14 protein-coding genes are annotated in these 14,072 nt (G+C 71.2%); 7 read left to right on the top strand and 7 right to left on the bottom strand.

Going from position 1 to position 14,072, the window contains the following annotated elements:
* Positions 1 to 63: 63 nt before the first annotated feature.
* The 6 genes from ACPC54_RS09930 to ACPC54_RS09905 all read right to left on the bottom strand — a co-directional run bounded on the left by ACPC54_RS09930 (position 64) and on the right by ACPC54_RS09905 (position 7,491).
* Positions 64 to 771, bottom strand: a complete 708-nt coding sequence (locus ACPC54_RS09930; RefSeq protein ID WP_498963158.1) for a ubiquinone/menaquinone biosynthesis methyltransferase — start codon at positions 769 to 771, stop codon at positions 64 to 66.
* On the bottom strand, positions 768 to 1,790 hold the full coding sequence (locus tag ACPC54_RS09925; protein WP_498963156.1) for a UbiA family prenyltransferase: 1,023 nt from the start codon (positions 1,788 to 1,790) through the stop codon (positions 768 to 770). The genes ACPC54_RS09930 and ACPC54_RS09925 overlap by 4 nt, the downstream gene beginning before the upstream one ends.
* 101 nt (positions 1,791 to 1,891) lie before the next feature.
* Entirely contained in the window at positions 1,892 to 3,235 is a 1,344-nt protein-coding gene (locus ACPC54_RS09920) for a cytochrome P450 (protein ID WP_498963154.1), read from the bottom strand.
* A 299-nt stretch (positions 3,236 to 3,534) separates the two neighbouring features.
* Positions 3,535 to 4,467 (bottom strand): menaquinone biosynthetic enzyme MqnA/MqnD family protein, encoded by a 933-nt coding sequence (locus ACPC54_RS09915; RefSeq protein ID WP_498963152.1) that lies wholly within the window; start codon positions 4,465 to 4,467, stop codon positions 3,535 to 3,537.
* Between the two features lie 56 nt (positions 4,468 to 4,523).
* Positions 4,524 to 5,609, bottom strand: a complete 1,086-nt coding sequence (locus ACPC54_RS09910; protein ID WP_498963220.1) for a glycoside hydrolase family 113 — start codon at positions 5,607 to 5,609, stop codon at positions 4,524 to 4,526.
* A 40-nt stretch (positions 5,610 to 5,649) separates the two neighbouring features.
* Complete coding sequence (locus tag ACPC54_RS09905) at positions 5,650 to 7,491, bottom strand: DUF2334 domain-containing protein (protein WP_498963218.1); 1,842 nt, start codon at positions 7,489 to 7,491, stop codon at positions 5,650 to 5,652.
* A 346-nt stretch (positions 7,492 to 7,837) separates the two neighbouring features.
* Between ACPC54_RS09905 and ACPC54_RS09900 the strand changes: the two genes are divergently transcribed.
* From ACPC54_RS09900 to ACPC54_RS09870, 7 genes are all read left to right on the top strand, one after another.
* Positions 7,838 to 8,038: a hypothetical protein gene (locus ACPC54_RS09900; protein ID WP_498963150.1), complete on the top strand. Its 201-nt coding sequence runs from the start codon at positions 7,838 to 7,840 to the stop codon at positions 8,036 to 8,038.
* A complete protein-coding gene (locus ACPC54_RS09895) occupies positions 8,035 to 9,285 on the top strand; it encodes a glycosyltransferase (protein WP_498963148.1) in 1,251 nt (416 codons plus the stop codon). The genes ACPC54_RS09900 and ACPC54_RS09895 overlap by 4 nt, the downstream gene beginning before the upstream one ends.
* A 55-nt stretch (positions 9,286 to 9,340) precedes the next feature.
* The gene (wecB, locus tag ACPC54_RS09890) at positions 9,341 to 10,501 is read left to right on the top strand and encodes a non-hydrolyzing UDP-N-acetylglucosamine 2-epimerase (protein ID WP_498963146.1); all 1,161 of its coding nucleotides are present in this window, start codon (positions 9,341 to 9,343) and stop codon (positions 10,499 to 10,501) included.
* A 30-nt stretch (positions 10,502 to 10,531) separates the two neighbouring features.
* A complete protein-coding gene (locus ACPC54_RS09885) occupies positions 10,532 to 11,197 on the top strand; it encodes a calcium-binding protein (protein WP_498963144.1) in 666 nt (221 codons plus the stop codon).
* A 114-nt stretch (positions 11,198 to 11,311) separates the two neighbouring features.
* Entirely contained in the window at positions 11,312 to 11,815 is a 504-nt protein-coding gene (locus ACPC54_RS09880; RefSeq protein ID WP_498963142.1) for an LURP-one-related/scramblase family protein, read from the top strand.
* Positions 11,816 to 12,004: 189 nt separating this feature from the next.
* Positions 12,005 to 12,943, top strand: a complete 939-nt coding sequence (locus ACPC54_RS09875) for a hypothetical protein (protein WP_498963140.1) — start codon at positions 12,005 to 12,007, stop codon at positions 12,941 to 12,943.
* Positions 12,944 to 13,081: 138 nt separating this feature from the next.
* Positions 13,082 to 13,249: a hypothetical protein gene (locus ACPC54_RS09870; RefSeq protein WP_498963138.1), complete on the top strand. Its 168-nt coding sequence runs from the start codon at positions 13,082 to 13,084 to the stop codon at positions 13,247 to 13,249.
* A gap of 25 nt (positions 13,250 to 13,274) precedes the next feature.
* Here ACPC54_RS09870 and ACPC54_RS09865 read toward each other — a convergent pair whose 3' ends face one another.
* Positions 13,275 to 14,072 (bottom strand): AfsR/SARP family transcriptional regulator, encoded by a 798-nt coding sequence (locus ACPC54_RS09865; RefSeq protein ID WP_498963136.1) that lies wholly within the window; start codon positions 14,070 to 14,072, stop codon positions 13,275 to 13,277.

Below are 14,072 nucleotides of genomic sequence, written 5' to 3'. Positions count from 1 at the left end.
CCTAAGTCCACCGCGGAGTCCCCAGACGTCCCCGGTGCGCCGATGTGCTGCCGCCGTCCGCCGTCAGTTCGACTTGGTGGCCCACAGGATGACGTTCGTTCCGAAGAACTTCTTGCGCCACCCGATGTCCCGGAACCCGAGCCCGCGCAGCACGACGGCGATGCTCTGCGGCGTCTCGAAGGCGCGCGTGCTGGATTCCAGGTAGGTGTACGACTTCCGGTCGCGGGCCACGACCTGCCCCAGCAGCGGGACGATGACGCGCATGCCCCACTTCACGACCGGCTCCACCAGGCCGCTCGGCGGGCAGGTCTCCAGGATCACGACGCGGCCGCCGGGCTTGAGGACGCGGTGCTGCTCGCGGAGCACACCGGGCAGGTCGTCGACGTTGCGCAGCAGGTAGCCCTCGGTGATGCCGTCGAAGGACTCGTCCTCGAACGGCAGGTCGGTGGCGTCCGCGTGCTGCCAACGCACCGCGCCCGCACCGGGCTTGGCCTTGGCGCGGCGCAGCATCTCCTCGGAGAAGTCGGCCCCGGTGACGGTGACGGTGGGGTACCGGCGGGCGGCCTCCAGGGCGATCACGCCGGTGCCGGTGGCCAGGTCCAGCAGCTGTCCGCCGCGGGCGGGCGCGACGCGCGCGGCCACCTCCCGGCACCACTTCTCATGACGGCCGAGCGTCATGACGAAATTCATCCGGTCGTAGTAGCCCGCGATCTTCTGGAAGATCCCGTGCACGTCGGAGCCCTTGCCGTGCTGCGTGCGGTCAGTCGTCACCTGTTACGCCCTCCTCCACTGGGAACACCCGCCTCCGGTTCGACCCGGGTGATGTGGTGGCTCACCCTGGAGTCCGAACCGGACAGGTCCGCCCAGGCCATGACCGCGACGGCGAACGCGCCGATCAGCGCCGTCCCGAGCGATGGCCGCACGCCGAAGAGCAGCAGTCCGAGGAAGACCACGGACACGTACATGTCCCGCTGGCCGACCAGGTTGTACTCGATCGGTGTCCGGGCCCGGACCATGGAGACCATGTTAGCCACGGCCGGAACGACCATGACGCCGGCGTAGGCGAGCCGGTCGGGCAGGTCGCTGACCAGGACCAACAGCGGGAACGCGGCGTACACCGCGGTGGTGGCGACGGCCGCGACCCAGGCGCCGGCCTGCTGCGAGGGCAGCAGCGCGGGGATCGTGCGCAGCCCGGCCGCCTTGTCCCCCGCGTAGTCGGGGACGTTCTTCATGATGCCCTTGGCGAAGTACCAGCAGAACAGGAACGCGGCCAGCAGGACGGGCTGTTGGAGGGAGTCGTAGTGCGGGATCTCCCACCACGAGTCGCCGAGCAGCGCGCCGGCGACGAACGGCTCGGTGACGGCCATCGAGAAGACCGCCATGCCGACGACCGGGCGGCCCTTCAGCCGGAACCGCTTCGAGGAGTAGCCGAGCACCAGGAACACGGCGTACACCCACAGCAGGGACTGCGCGAAGGAGATCAGCAGCGAGAGCAGCAGCATGACGGCGAGTCCGCCGTACAGGACGCGCTGGAGCAGCCCGACGCCGGCCGCCTCGACCAGCTTGAGCCGGCCGGGGACGTTCTCGCCGTCCTCCACCAGGTCGGTGACGGCGTTGTGGGCGTTGGCGGCCAGCGGGGCGAGCACGTGGAAGAGGACGCCGAGCAGCACCGTGAGGTCGAGGCTGTGGCCGGCGACGGCCACGCCCACGCAGTAGGAGAGCGGGCTGACCAGGAGGGTGCGGGGGCGGACGTTCTTGACCACCGCGCTGAAACGCGTCGTGCCGCGCATGGGGCGAACCTCTCTGAGGGGATCGTGCCGACTCTGACGGTCGTGCAGGGGACGGGCGCACCGGAGGGCCGCGGGCCGGTCGGCGGCGCGGCCGGGTGCCGTCACATGCGGGTGAGAGTCAGCCCGAAGCCTTCCCGGGGGCGCAGGGTGAGCATGGCCTTGGGGGCGGGGCCGGTGGCGTCCCGCTGGGAGACCTCGAAGGTGTCGAGGACGCTCGCGAGCAGCATGCTCATCTCCATCATGGCGAAGCCCTTGCCGATGCACATGTGGGCGCCGGCCCCGAAGGGCAGGAAGGTCCCCTTGCCGGGGGTGCCGTTGGCGAAGCGCTCCGGCAGGAACTCGTCGGGGCGCTCCCACACGTCCGGATCCCGGTGGATGGCGGCCACGTTGAGCATCACCATCGATCCGGCGGGGACGGTCGAGGAGCCGATCCGCACGTCCTTCTGGACCTGGCGGGGGATCGTGGGGGACGGCGGGAAGAGCCGCATCCCCTCGTTGATGACGCCCTCCATGAGGGTGCCGCCCTGGCGTTCCCGGGCGGCGCCCGGGGTGGCCGCGCGGACCTCCTCGCGCAGGCGCTGCTGGACGTCCGGGTAGCAGGCGAGCAGGTAGAGGATCCAGGTCAGCGCGCTGGCCGTGGTCTCGTAGGCGGCGACGAAGGTGGTCAGCACCTCGTCCCGGACCTCGGTGTCGGTCAGCGGCTCCGCGGCGTCGCCGACCCTGGCCTCCAGCAGCATGTCCAGCAGGTCGCCCTGCCGCTCGCCGGTGCGGCGGCGTTCCCGGACGATGCCGTGGACGAGGTCGTCCAGGCCCTTCATGGTGGCGGTGAAGGTGCGGTTCCGGCTGGTCGGCACGCTGACCGGCAGGGACAGCGGCATCTGCAGTCGGCGCTCGACGAACCCGAGCAGGAACGAGATCGTGCCCGGGGTGAGCACGGCGGCCACCGAGTCGCCGGAGCGGCTGAACATGCACCGGGACACGATGTCGAGCGCGAAGGACAGCATGTCCTCGTGGACGCGCAGTTCGGTGCGGTCCCGGCCGTCCCAGCGCCCGGTGTGCTCGGCGATCACGTCGGCCATCTTCTGCCGCATGCCGGCCAGGCTGGGGCGGCCGTACATGGGGTGCAGGGCGCGCCGGCGCCGCAGCCACTGGTCGTGGTACGGGTTGCTGATCAGCCCGTCCCCGAGCACCAGCCGCAGCGGGTTCTCGCCGTCCGGCTTGCCGAAGGTGTGGATGTCGGACAGGACGGTGTCGGCCGCGGCGCTCCGGTTGACGAAGACCATCCGCTTGGGGCCGACCGAGAAGTACGAGAGCTCGCTGCCGTCCCGGGCGGCGTACTGGATGGCGTTCAGCAGGTTCGACCGCAGTCTCGGCAGGTCGCCGAGCACGGGCAGGCGCCTGGGCGGCACGGTCGGCGCGGCGAGGACGCCGCTGTCGTGCCGCACCTGCCTCACGGGTAGCGCGCTCGCGACCGTGCCTGCCATCCCTGGCCCCCTGGTGAATCGTTGCGTCATGCCGGCGGCCGGGGGGCTCGTCCGGTCGGCGTGGAGCACGGCGACCGGGGGCCTCCCGGCGGAGCGCCGGACACGGAGTCCGTACGGAGTGCGCCGGAGGGCCGGGGCGCCGCCCGCTGGAGCGGCCGCACCTTGATCCGGTCGGCGCGTACAAGTCGTACTCTCGCGAGGTCCGGCGGAGCAAGCAGATGGCAGGAAGGTGACGAGGGGTGCGGGCGATTCCGTCCGGCTTATGCCTGATAATTCATCAGCGCACCCTTGACCAGGCCGACTTGGGCCTCGGCGGGCGGCGGGACGTCCTCGGCGCCCAGGGCCCGCACCCGGGTGTCGGCGGGGAAGCCGGCGATCGGGCCGGCCCGGCGGGCGAACTCGGCGATGGCGGCGAACTGGTCCCCCGCCAGCCGGAAGTCGAGGGTCCGGAAGTAGCGTTCCAGCGAGGCCGCGTCGAAGGGCTCCCAGTGGGCGGCCTGCCGGGCGATCTCGGGCAGGTGGTCGTGGGCGAGGTCGCGGGCGGCGAGCAGGGCGCGGTGCACCCGGTGGACCAGGGCGGGGTGGCGGGCCAGGTAGTCGCGGCGCACGGCCCAGACCGCGAAGACGAACGGCAGGCCCGTCCAGGCCTTCCACATCGCGCCGAGGTCGTGGACCCGCAGGCCGAGTTCCTCGGCCTGGTGCAGCCCCGCCGTCAGCGCGACATCGCCGATGACGACGGCGGCGTCCGCCTCCCGCATCATCGCCGGCAGGTCGGGCGGCCGGACGGCGTAGCGCGGCGTGACCCGGTACTGCTCGGCGAGCAGCAGCCGGGCCAGGCACACCGACGTCCGGGAGGTGGAGCCGAGCGCCACCCGGGCGCCGTCCAGCCGCTCCAGCGGCAGCCGGGAGACGATCGAGCAGGACATCACCGGGCCGTCGCAGCCCACCGCGAGACCGGGCAGCACCACCAACTCGTCGGCGTTGCGCAGGAATTCGACGAGGCTGATCGGCGAGATGTCGAGGTCACCGCGGACCAGCGCGTCGTTCAGCTCGTCCGGGGTCCGCCTGGTCAGGTCGAGGTCGAGCAGGGCGCTGCTGCGGGCGAGCCCCCAGTGCAGGGGAAGCGAGTTGAGGAACCGGATGTGTCCGACCCGGGGGCGGCGGTCGGCGGCGGCGCTGGGTGTTGTCTCCACGATCGGAGAGTAGGCCCCCGAACGAACCGGCCGCGGGGCGGGTCCGGCCGTCGGCGTCAGCTGGCGGCGCGCGCCCACCACGTGCGCAGGACCTCCTCGGCCGGCTTGCCGTGCGGGGTGTAGGCGAGGTGCTTCGCCGTCTCCCCGCTGTCGGGCCAGTCGTCCCACATCCACCAGCAGACGCCGGCCCACCACGCCTTGCCGTCGAAGGAGGCGAGCAACGCCTCGTAGGCGGCGGCCTGTTCGGCACTACCGTCGCTCTTGGAGACGGTCCAGGAGTACGGCGCGGTGGTGGTGCCGCGCTGGCTGACGTAGCCGGCCTCGGTGAACAGGACCTTGCGCTGCTGGCGGGCGGAGAAGGCGGCGAGCTCGTCCGCGATCGGCTTCCAGGCCTCGCGCAGCTGCGCGGCGTCGGTGGTCGCCCGGTCGGCCAGCGGCCAGTAGGCGTCGATGCCGATGACGTCGAGGTCCTTCCAGAACGGGACGTTGCGGTACTCGTCGTAGTTGGCGGCGTACGTCAGCCGGCCCCGGTAGTGGCCCCGGACGGCGGCGATGACCTTGCTCCAGTGCGCGCCGTCCTGCGAGGTGCCGGCGAGTTCGGTGCCGACCGACAGCTGCTCGGCGCCGGTGTCGGCGGCGAGGTCGGCGTAGTGGGTGATGAAGCGCTCGTAGGCCGCGAACCAGGCGTCCGGGTCGCCGGGTTTGATCCCGGCCCGGTCGCCGCCCTTCACCAGGTCGACGTGCGGCTTGATCATGGTCTTGAGGCCCGCGTCGTGGGCGCGGCGGATGATGGCGCGCAGGCTCTCGTCGGAGGCGGTCTCCTCGGTGGTGCGCAGCTCGGAGTCGGTGACGCCGTCCTGGTACCAGGTGGGGGTGAAGGTCACCCACCGGGCGCCGGTGGCGGCGATCTGCTGCAGGTACGGGCCGGCCTGCGGGCTGTCGTAGTCGTGGGTGTTCCACGAGGGGAGCGTGATGCCCCGGAGCGTGCCGGTGTCCCCGTCCGCGGGCCGGGTGCTCGGGCCGCCGGCGCTCGCCGAGGGGGTGGGCTGCGGGGTCTCCTCTTCGTCGCCGCCGGACGAGGAGCATCCGGCGCCGACGAAGAGGACGACCAGCGCCGACCAGGCGGCGGCCATCCTCTTCATCGGGTGCACTGCTGACAACTCCTCTCCCGGGCGGGCCGGTTCAGTTCGCGAGGTCCATCGGGCCGACGAAGGTGTAGCCGAGGGCCCGGATGCCGTCGATGGTCTGCTGGAGCGGCGCCACGTCGTAGTACGGGTGGTAGAAGAAGCTCGCCACGCCGTCCCGGACGGCCAGGTTGGCCTTCGCCGAGGCGATCAGGTCGGCCGGGAGCCGCGCCGGGTGGTTGTTGATGGGCACCGGCTCGTAGTTGCCGATGTTCTCCGGGAGCACGGTCGTACCGTAGACGTCCTTCACGGAGTACGGGAAGAACTGGCCGATGTACCGGGCGGCGTTCACCGTTCCGCCGCCGAGCGTTCCGGCGAAGTACAGCGGACGCTCCAGCCGTGCGGTGAAGTTCTGCCCGAAGACCCGGTAGTCGGCGGCGGAGGCGGCGTAGTGCGGGGTCGTCCAGAGCGCGGGCCTGGGCAGGCCGGCGGCGGCGAACTGGGCGAGGCCCGCGGTCACCCGGGCCTGCGCCCAGGGCGCGGAGTCCTCGGCCGGCGGCCCGTCGTAGACCACGTTGTTGGCGGCGTCGACGTGCGAGCGGAAGAACTCGAAGTCGTCGCCGGTGACGCCGGTGTAGGGGTTGGCGACGTCGCTGTACTGGTGCGTGTAGCCGTGGTTCATCAGGACGGCGCCGTGCTGGAGCATGTACTGGAGCGCGGCGACGACGTCCGGGGCCTGGGCCAGGGTGATGGTCTGCGGCGTCCCGTTGTTGTAGACGCCCTTCGGGTCGGTGTAGACCGGGATGACGTTGATGCCGTACCGGATGTTCTGCGAGGCCAGGTAGTCGGCCATCGCCCGCAGCTGTGCCGGGTCCGAGCTCGGGCTGATGTCCTCCAGCCGTACGAACGCCCGGTGGCGCGCGGTGGTCGCCGGGGCGAGGGCGTCGAAGAGCAGGTCCTCGAAGGCGATCACCCGGTCCTGCTCGGACACGTAGGCGAAGGGGATCTCGCCCACGTAGGTGAGGTTCGACGAGCGGAACGCCCACGGGCTGGTGGCCCCGGTGGTGCCGTCGACGGCCTGCGCGAGCTGGGTGACCTGCGGGTAGCCGGCGCCGGAGAGGGCGGGGTGCAGCACGCCGCCGTCCTGGCCCGCCGGGAACTTCCGGGTGAGCGTCTGGCCCTGGTAGACGACCTGGTTGATGTTGCCGACGCTGCCGTTGGTGGAGAAGAAGGAGTTGGTCGGGTCCCAGCCGTACTTCTTCTTGAAGTTCTCGATGCCGACGGCGTTGGCCATGTTCCAGACGTTGTCGCCGATCCAGTCGACCGGCTTCGCCGTGGTCATCACGTCCTGGTAGAAGGACGCGGGCACGGCGTCGGGTATGGAACCGCCGTAGTAGGTCGAGCCGACGTAGAAGGTCGCGGAGTACTGCTCCACCAGGCCCGGGGTGTACGCGGACACCGGCTTCGCGGTGACGGCGCCGAAGTGGCCGGCCAGGTTGGCCACCGCCATCGCGTAGAGCTCGCCGAGGTAGCCGTAGGGGCCGGCGGTGTCGTAGAGGACGAGGGCCGAGGTGCCGGCCGTGCCGGCCGTGCCGGCCGTGACGTTCGGGGACTGCGGGGACTGCGGGACGGACGGGGACTGCGGGGCGGCGGCCTTCGGCGCGGCGGCGGCCCCGGCGCCCGGGGCCGGGGCGACGCTGAGCCGCCGCCCCTGGCGCTCGCGGTCGTTCTGCCGCTGGTGGGCGCTCCAGGCCGCCAGGTCCTCGGAGCCGGTCGCCGACGGCGCCGAGCCGCCGCCGCCCTGGAGTCCGTGGAACGAGACCGTCTGCTTCGGGTTGCGGCCCGTCGCCGCCTCGGCGCCGGTGGAAAGCGCGACGCCACCGAGGAGGGCGGCGATCACGGTCAAGCTGAGCGAAACATGAGAAAGCGGAGCTCTCCCTCGCGCATTCTTCATTACGGCCCCCTGATTTGGAGTTTTTACCGGCCCTTCACCGAAAGCGCCTCCGGCAAAGCGGGGAGAGCGTCGCGATGAAGCCAGATAATTCGGTGATTCTTGCGCCGGGGCCGAGGAGTGTCAACTGGACTCCGCACACCGGCGAGTGCGCCCGACGAGGCGGCCCCACTCGTGGAATTCATCGTTCCGATTCTTCACCTCCGACAATAAACCGTAAAGCATCCTTCTCTTCTGATAACCTCCGTGCGCACGCATCGGGACGACCGGCGTGCCGATATCCGGGGGAACTCTCATGTACGGAAAGCCAGTTCTGGGGATAGGCCTGCCCTTGGCCGGTCTCACAGCAGCCCCAGAAGTCCTGCCCGGCATACCTTTCGCCAAGGGACTGCAGGAAGTGGCCGGTGCCGGATTCCTGCTCTACTGCACGACAGCCGCCGTTCTTCTTCTGGCCAAATTCTGGTTCGTTCTCCGAAACCATGGTGAACAAAAGTGATCACGGAGGTTCTCCTCTCGTCCAGCATCGCCATCATCGTGATGGCGGGCTGCTACAACTCCGCCCTCTTCCTGCTCTCCCGGCGCCGGGTCCGCCACGACCACGGCCACGACACCGAACGCCTCTACGTCTTCCTCCTCGCCTGCCTGAACGAGGAGAAGGTCCTCACCGAGAGCCTGGCCCGGATCACCTCACTGCCGACCGGCAACTTCATGGCCCTGGTCATCGACGACGCCTCCGAGGACCGCACCGCCGACATCGCCCGCGCCGCCGACCCCGCCCGGGTCAAGCTCCTCCAGCGGCACCTGCCCGACGCCCGCAAGGGCAAGGGCGCCGCCCTCAACGCCGGCATCCGCCACCTGCGGGAATCCGGCATCCTCCAGGGCCGCGACCCCGCCGACGTCATCGTCTGCGTGGTCGACGCCGACGGCCGCCTCGACCCCCACGTCGTCCAGGCCGTCGACCCGTACTTCGACGACCCGCGCACCGGCGCCACCCAGGTCGGCGTGCGCATGTACAACCGCCACCAGGGCCTGCTCGCCCGGCTCCAGGACATGGAGTTCGTCATCTACGGCGACATCTTCCAGTCCGCCCGGCGCTACTTCGGCAGCGTCGGCATGGGCGGCAACGGCCAGTTCATGCGGCTGTCCGCACTCGACACCCTCAGCGCGGACGGCAGCGGGCCGTGGAGCGACTCCCTGACCGAGGACCTCGACCTCGGAGTGCGCCTCATCGCCAACGGCTGGACCAACCACCACTGCACCACCGCCGCCGTCAGCCAGCAGGCCGTCCTGGACGTACGCCGTCTGGTGCGCCAGCGGTCCCGCTGGTTCCAGGGCCACCTGCAGTCCGCCAGGCTGGTCCCGCTGATCCTGCGCGAAGTCCCCGTCAAACCCGCGATCGACCTGCTCTACCACCTGTCGAGCCCCGTCCTGATCCTGCTCACCTCACTGCTTCCGCTCTCCTTCCTCGTCGCCGCGGGCGCCGTCGTGCTCGGCTCCGTCCGGGCCGGCCACCCGCTGATGACACCCATGTGGTTCATCGGCCCGTACGTCCTGTCCTTCGCGGCGGCGTACGCCTACGGCTGGGTCTACTCCCGGCGCGAGAGCGGACTCGGTCTCGTCCGCGCGATCCTGCTGTCCCACGTCTTCGTCATCTACGGCTACATCTGGTTCGCCGCCGGATGGTGGGGCCTGTGGCGCATGCTCACCGGCAAGCAGACCTGGCTCAAGACCGCGCGCACCTGACGCGCGCCCAACCCTCCACCTGCCAGCACGTGCAGGCACCCTCCCTGGGAGACCCATGCCCCCGAACGCCAGCACCACGCCCGTCCGCGCCATGCTCATCCTGGGCACCCGGCCGGAAGCGATCAAGCTCGCGCCCGTGGCCCGCGCCATGGCCGCCTCCCCGCACTTCACCCCGCTCGTCGTCTCCACCGGCCAGCACCGCGAGATGCTCCAGCAGATGCTCGAACTCCTGCAGGTCGAGGCCAAGTTCGAGCTCGACGTGATGCGCGAACGGCAGGACCTCGCCAAGCTGACGGCCCGCCTGGTCGACGGCCTCGGCGAAGTCGTGCACGCCGAACGCCCCGACCTCGTCGTCGTCCAGGGCGACACCACCTCCGCGCTCACCGGCGCCCTCGCCGCCTTCTACGAGCACATCCCCGTCGCCCACGTCGAGGCCGGGCTGCGCACCGGCGTGGCCGACAACCCCTTCCCCGAAGAGCTCAACCGCCGCCTCATCGGCCGCATCGCCCGCTGGCACTTCGCCCCCACCCCGCGCGCCGCCGGGCACCTCACCGCCGAGGGCGTGCCCGAGGCCGAGGTGTTCGTCACCGGCAACACCGTCATCGACAACCTGCTGTGGGTGCTCCGCGAGGGCACCGGCCACAACCACTTCCGCACCGGCCTGCGGCGCGTCCTGGTCACCCTGCACCGCAGAGAGAACCAGGGCGACACCATGCGCGCCATGGGCAAGGCGCTGCGCCGGCTCGCCGACCGCGGCGACGTCGAGATCGTCCTGCCGCTGCACAAGAGCCCCGCCGTCCGCGAGGCCCTGCTCCCCGAACTGTCCGACCACCCCGACATCCGGATCGTCGAACCGCTCGGCTACCTCGACTTCTCCGCCACCCTGGCCGGCTGCGACCTCGTCCTCACCGACTCCGGCGGCATCCAGGAGGAGGCCCCCACCCTCGGCAAGCCCGCCCTCGTCCTGCGCACCACCACCGAACGGCCCGAGGCCGTCGACGCCGGCGCCGCCCGGCTCGTCGGCACCGACCCGCAGGTCATCCTGGACGCCGCCGTACAACTGCTCGACGACCAGGACGCCTACCTGCGCATGGCGAAGGCCGGGAACCCCTTCGGCGACGGACACGCCACCGAACGGATCCTGGCCCAACTCGCCGAGGACTTCGGCATGGGCGCGGCTGCGGCGCCCACGCCGAACCCGCTGGTCGCCCCCTGACCCGACCCCTCCGGCGGCATACTCGACGGTATGACGCGAGTTCACCGGCTGCTCTCCCTCGCACTGCTCACCGCCGTCGCGGTGACGGGGCTCGCCCTCGCGGTGGGCCCCGTCTGGGGAGGCGGGGGCGGCGAGCCCGCCCGGCCGTGGACCGACGGCTCGGTCCACGGCCCGTGGCGGTCCGTCTTCGACGGCCACGGCGCGAACACCGAGCTCGACAACGGCCTCTCCCTCTCCCCCGCGCCCGCCCGCGCACCCGAGGAGACCCACGCCGGACTGATCGTCTCCACCCGGCAGTACCAGGACCTCACCCTCCGGGCCACCCTGCGCACCCTCGCCCAGCTGCGCACCCCCGCCCCCAACCCCTGGGAAGTCGCCTGGCTGGTCTGGGCCTACACCGACCCGGACCACTTCTACTACGTCATCCTCAAGCCCAACGGCTGGGAACTGGGCAAGCGCGACCCCGCCTACCCCGGCGGCCAGCGCTTCCTCGCCACCGGCGACCAGCCCTTCCCGGTCGGCCACCCCACCGACGTCCAGGTCGCCCAGCACGGCGCCCACCTGGACGTCACCACCGGCGGCCGCCCCCTCGTCGGCTACGACGACCGGGAACGCCCGTACCTCACCGGCAGCATCGGCGCCTACACCGAGGACGCCCACGTCGAGTTCACCGACCTCACCACCGACCCGGCCTGAACCGCGCACCCCCGCCGCACCCCCCGCCGCAACCCCGCTCTGAGCAGGCGCTACGCTCTGGGCCGCGCCGTGCCGTTCGGGGCGGCGGAGACGAGTCATCACGGGGGAAGTACTGTGCGCTACCTGGTCCGCGACCGGATGTTCGCCTTCCACGAGGAAGCCTGGATCGAGACCGAGCACCGGGAGAAGCTGTACCGCGTGAACCGGAAGTTCTTCCGGTTCCGGCGGACCTTCGCCCTGGTGGACACGCGCGGCGAACACGTCGCGACGATCGTGCGCAAGGCGTTCACGATCCACCACACGCTGCTGATCAAGCAGGACGGGCAGTTCAGCGCCAAGATCAGCAAGAAGATGTTCAAGCTCTTCGGGGACCGCTTCAAGGTCCGCCTCGCGGACGGCCGCAGGCTGAAGGTGAACGGGAACCTCTGGGACCGTGAGTTCGACATCCGGCACGAGGGGACGACGCTGGCGCACATATCCCGGCGCTGGTTCACCATCCGGGACGCGTACGCCGTGGACGTGCTCAGCGAGCAGGACGCGCTGCTGCTGATCATCCTCGCGGTCTGCGTCGACCACACCGTCCAGGACGCCAAGGGCGACCAGTTCACGAATCTCTGAGGCCGGGTCAGGCCGAGTGAGGGCAGGGTGAGGGCAGGGTGAGGGCAGCGCCAGAATTTGGCATAGCCACGGCAAAGCCTTCCCGTCGCGGCATGCACACGTCTGGACGGAGCGCCGCCGAGCTGATGTGGTGTCGGGGCTCAACAGCGAGTACGCCCCTCCCACACCCTCACACTCGGGAGCAGACGCATGCGCAAGCCGTTCAAGGCCGCCGCCCACACGCTGGCCGCGCTGGCCCTGGCCGCTGTCGGAACCACCTCACTGGCCACCGGGGCCGCGGCGCAACCCGCCGCGGTGCCGGGCCACTTCGGGGTCAAGCCGCTCCACTCCGGCGCCGCGCCACAGCTGGCCACCGCCTCCACCAACACGCTGAAAGTCGGTTCCAGCGCCACCCAGGGCGTGGTGTCCCCCACCCCCAAGGTGTACCTGGTCTTCTGGGGCTCGCAGTGGTCCTCCGACCCGGCGGGCGTGGCCCCGGACCTGCAGAACATGTTCAAGGGCCTGTACGGCAGCCAGGACACCTGGGGCACGATCCTCTCGCAGTACTGCGAGGGCGTCGCCAAGGGCACCAGCACCTGCGGCACCAAGGGCACCCACGTCCAGCACCCGGCCACCTCCCCGCTGGCCGGCGTGTGGTTCGACAACGCCGCCGCCGCGCCCGGCAGCGCGACCGCCGCCCAGATCGCGGCCGAGGCCGGCAAGGCCGCCGCCCACTTCGGCAACACCACCCAGGCGCCGAACCTCAACGCCCAGTACGTGGTGGTCTCCGCGACCCAGACGCACCCGGACGGCTTCCCCAACACCGGCTTCTGCGCCTGGCACGACAAGACCAGCAGCTCCTACGGCACCCTGGCCTACACCAACCTGCCGTACATCCCGGACAACGGCGCCGGCGCGTGCACCACCTTCACGGACGGCCGGATGCTCTCCGGCATCGAGTCCACCGAGACGCACGAGTACGCCGAGACCGTCACCGACTTCTGGCCCAGCATCGGCTGGAACGGCGGCGGCGGTGAGATCGGCGACGAGTGCCAGAACCTCGACGCCTACGTCACCCTGAGCACCGGCACCTTCGACCTCCAGGGCCTGTGGTCGAACAGCGCCAACAAGTGCGTGACGCACGGCTAGGACGAAAACGTCGCTCCGCGGCGGGATGGTGGCAGAATTCGCCGCCGTCCCGCCCGGGGCGGCCCCGAACCGGGACAGGCCCGTCCGTCCGCGCCAGCGTGAGGTGAAGTCCGAAGCGCTCAGGGGGAGATGGGTGGCGTGGCGGAGAATCGACCCGGCGGCGACAAGACGCCGCCCGGCGACCAGATGGTCTTCATCATCCTGGCCGCGCTGACGGTGATCGTACTCGTGGTCGTCGTGGGGGCCGCGCTGTCCGGCGGCTTGAACCCGTTCGAGGACGCACCGCCCGGACAGCACGGAATCTGAGCGGCCCGGCGCCGGCCCGGCCCGCTCAGCCGACCGCCTCGCGGCGGTCGGGCCTGCGCGGGCCGGGCGGGCGGACCGAGTCGCAGTGCGCCCGCAGCAGCAGCGACAGCTCCCGGCCGGGCTCGACCCCGAGCTCCCGGCAGGTCAGGCCGCGGTAGGCGTCGTAGCTGCGCAGCGCCTCGACCAGGTTCCCCTCGGCCAAGTGCGCCTCGATCAGCGCGCGTTGGGCGCTCTCCCGGAGCGGTTCGACGCCGACCGCGATCATCGCCGACTCCACCGCCTCGGCGCACCGGCCCGCCCGGACGAGGTGGCGGCTGAGCGCCTCCAGGCCGTGCAGCAGCCGCTGGCGGATCCGCTCGCGCTCGATCAGCACCCAGTCGTCGTACCAGCCGGGCAGCAGGTCCAGCGCGTCGGCCCGCCAGCGGAAGGTGCCGAGGTCGGCGGGGGTGGCTGTGCCGGCGATCAGACGCCCGGCCCACTCGCACAGCACGTACAGATCGACGACGGTGTGCTCGCGCACCGAGAGCGAGCACTTGTCCGAGTCGAGCACGTCTATGCCGGCCGCCTTGAGCCGCCACAGCGCCGAGCGGAGGTTGCCGGCCGCCCGGAGGTCGTCGCCCAGCGGCCAGAGGGTGCCGGCCGCGTGGCGGCGTTCCACCCAGCCGCCGTTGAGGGCGACGAAGGCGAGCAGCCGCTTGCTGCCCTCGGGCACCTCCAGCCGGCGGCCCGCGCGCACCACCCGCGGAGTGCCGAAGAGGTGCAAGGTCGGCGCGTCGGCCTGACCGGGGATCAGGATCGGAGCTTCCAGGAACGGAGCTTGCAT

Source organism: Kitasatospora sp. NPDC094028 (assembly GCF_049543595.1).
GTDB lineage: Bacteria > Actinomycetota > Actinomycetes > Streptomycetales > Streptomycetaceae > Kitasatospora.
The sequence above is the reverse complement of the archived record's forward strand: the minus strand, read 5'-3'. Positions and strand labels throughout refer to the sequence as shown.

Coding starts and splice junctions, on each gene's coding strand:
- ACPC54_RS09925 (WP_498963156.1), bottom strand. CDS start 1,790: ATGCGCGGCACGACGCGTTTCAGCGCGGTGGTCAAGAACGTCCGCCCC.
- ACPC54_RS09910 (WP_498963220.1), bottom strand. CDS start 5,609: ATGAAGAGGATGGCCGCCGCCTGGTCGGCGCTGGTCGTCCTCTTCGTC.
- ACPC54_RS09900 (WP_498963150.1), top strand. CDS start 7,838: ATGTACGGAAAGCCAGTTCTGGGGATAGGCCTGCCCTTGGCCGGTCTC.
- wecB (WP_498963146.1), top strand. CDS start 9,341: ATGCCCCCGAACGCCAGCACCACGCCCGTCCGCGCCATGCTCATCCTG.
- ACPC54_RS09885 (WP_498963144.1), top strand. CDS start 10,532: ATGACGCGAGTTCACCGGCTGCTCTCCCTCGCACTGCTCACCGCCGTC.
- ACPC54_RS09875 (WP_498963140.1), top strand. CDS start 12,005: ATGCGCAAGCCGTTCAAGGCCGCCGCCCACACGCTGGCCGCGCTGGCC.
- ACPC54_RS09865 (WP_498963136.1), bottom strand. CDS start 14,072: ATGCAAGCTCCGTTCCTGGAAGCTCCGATCCTGATCCCCGGTCAGGCC.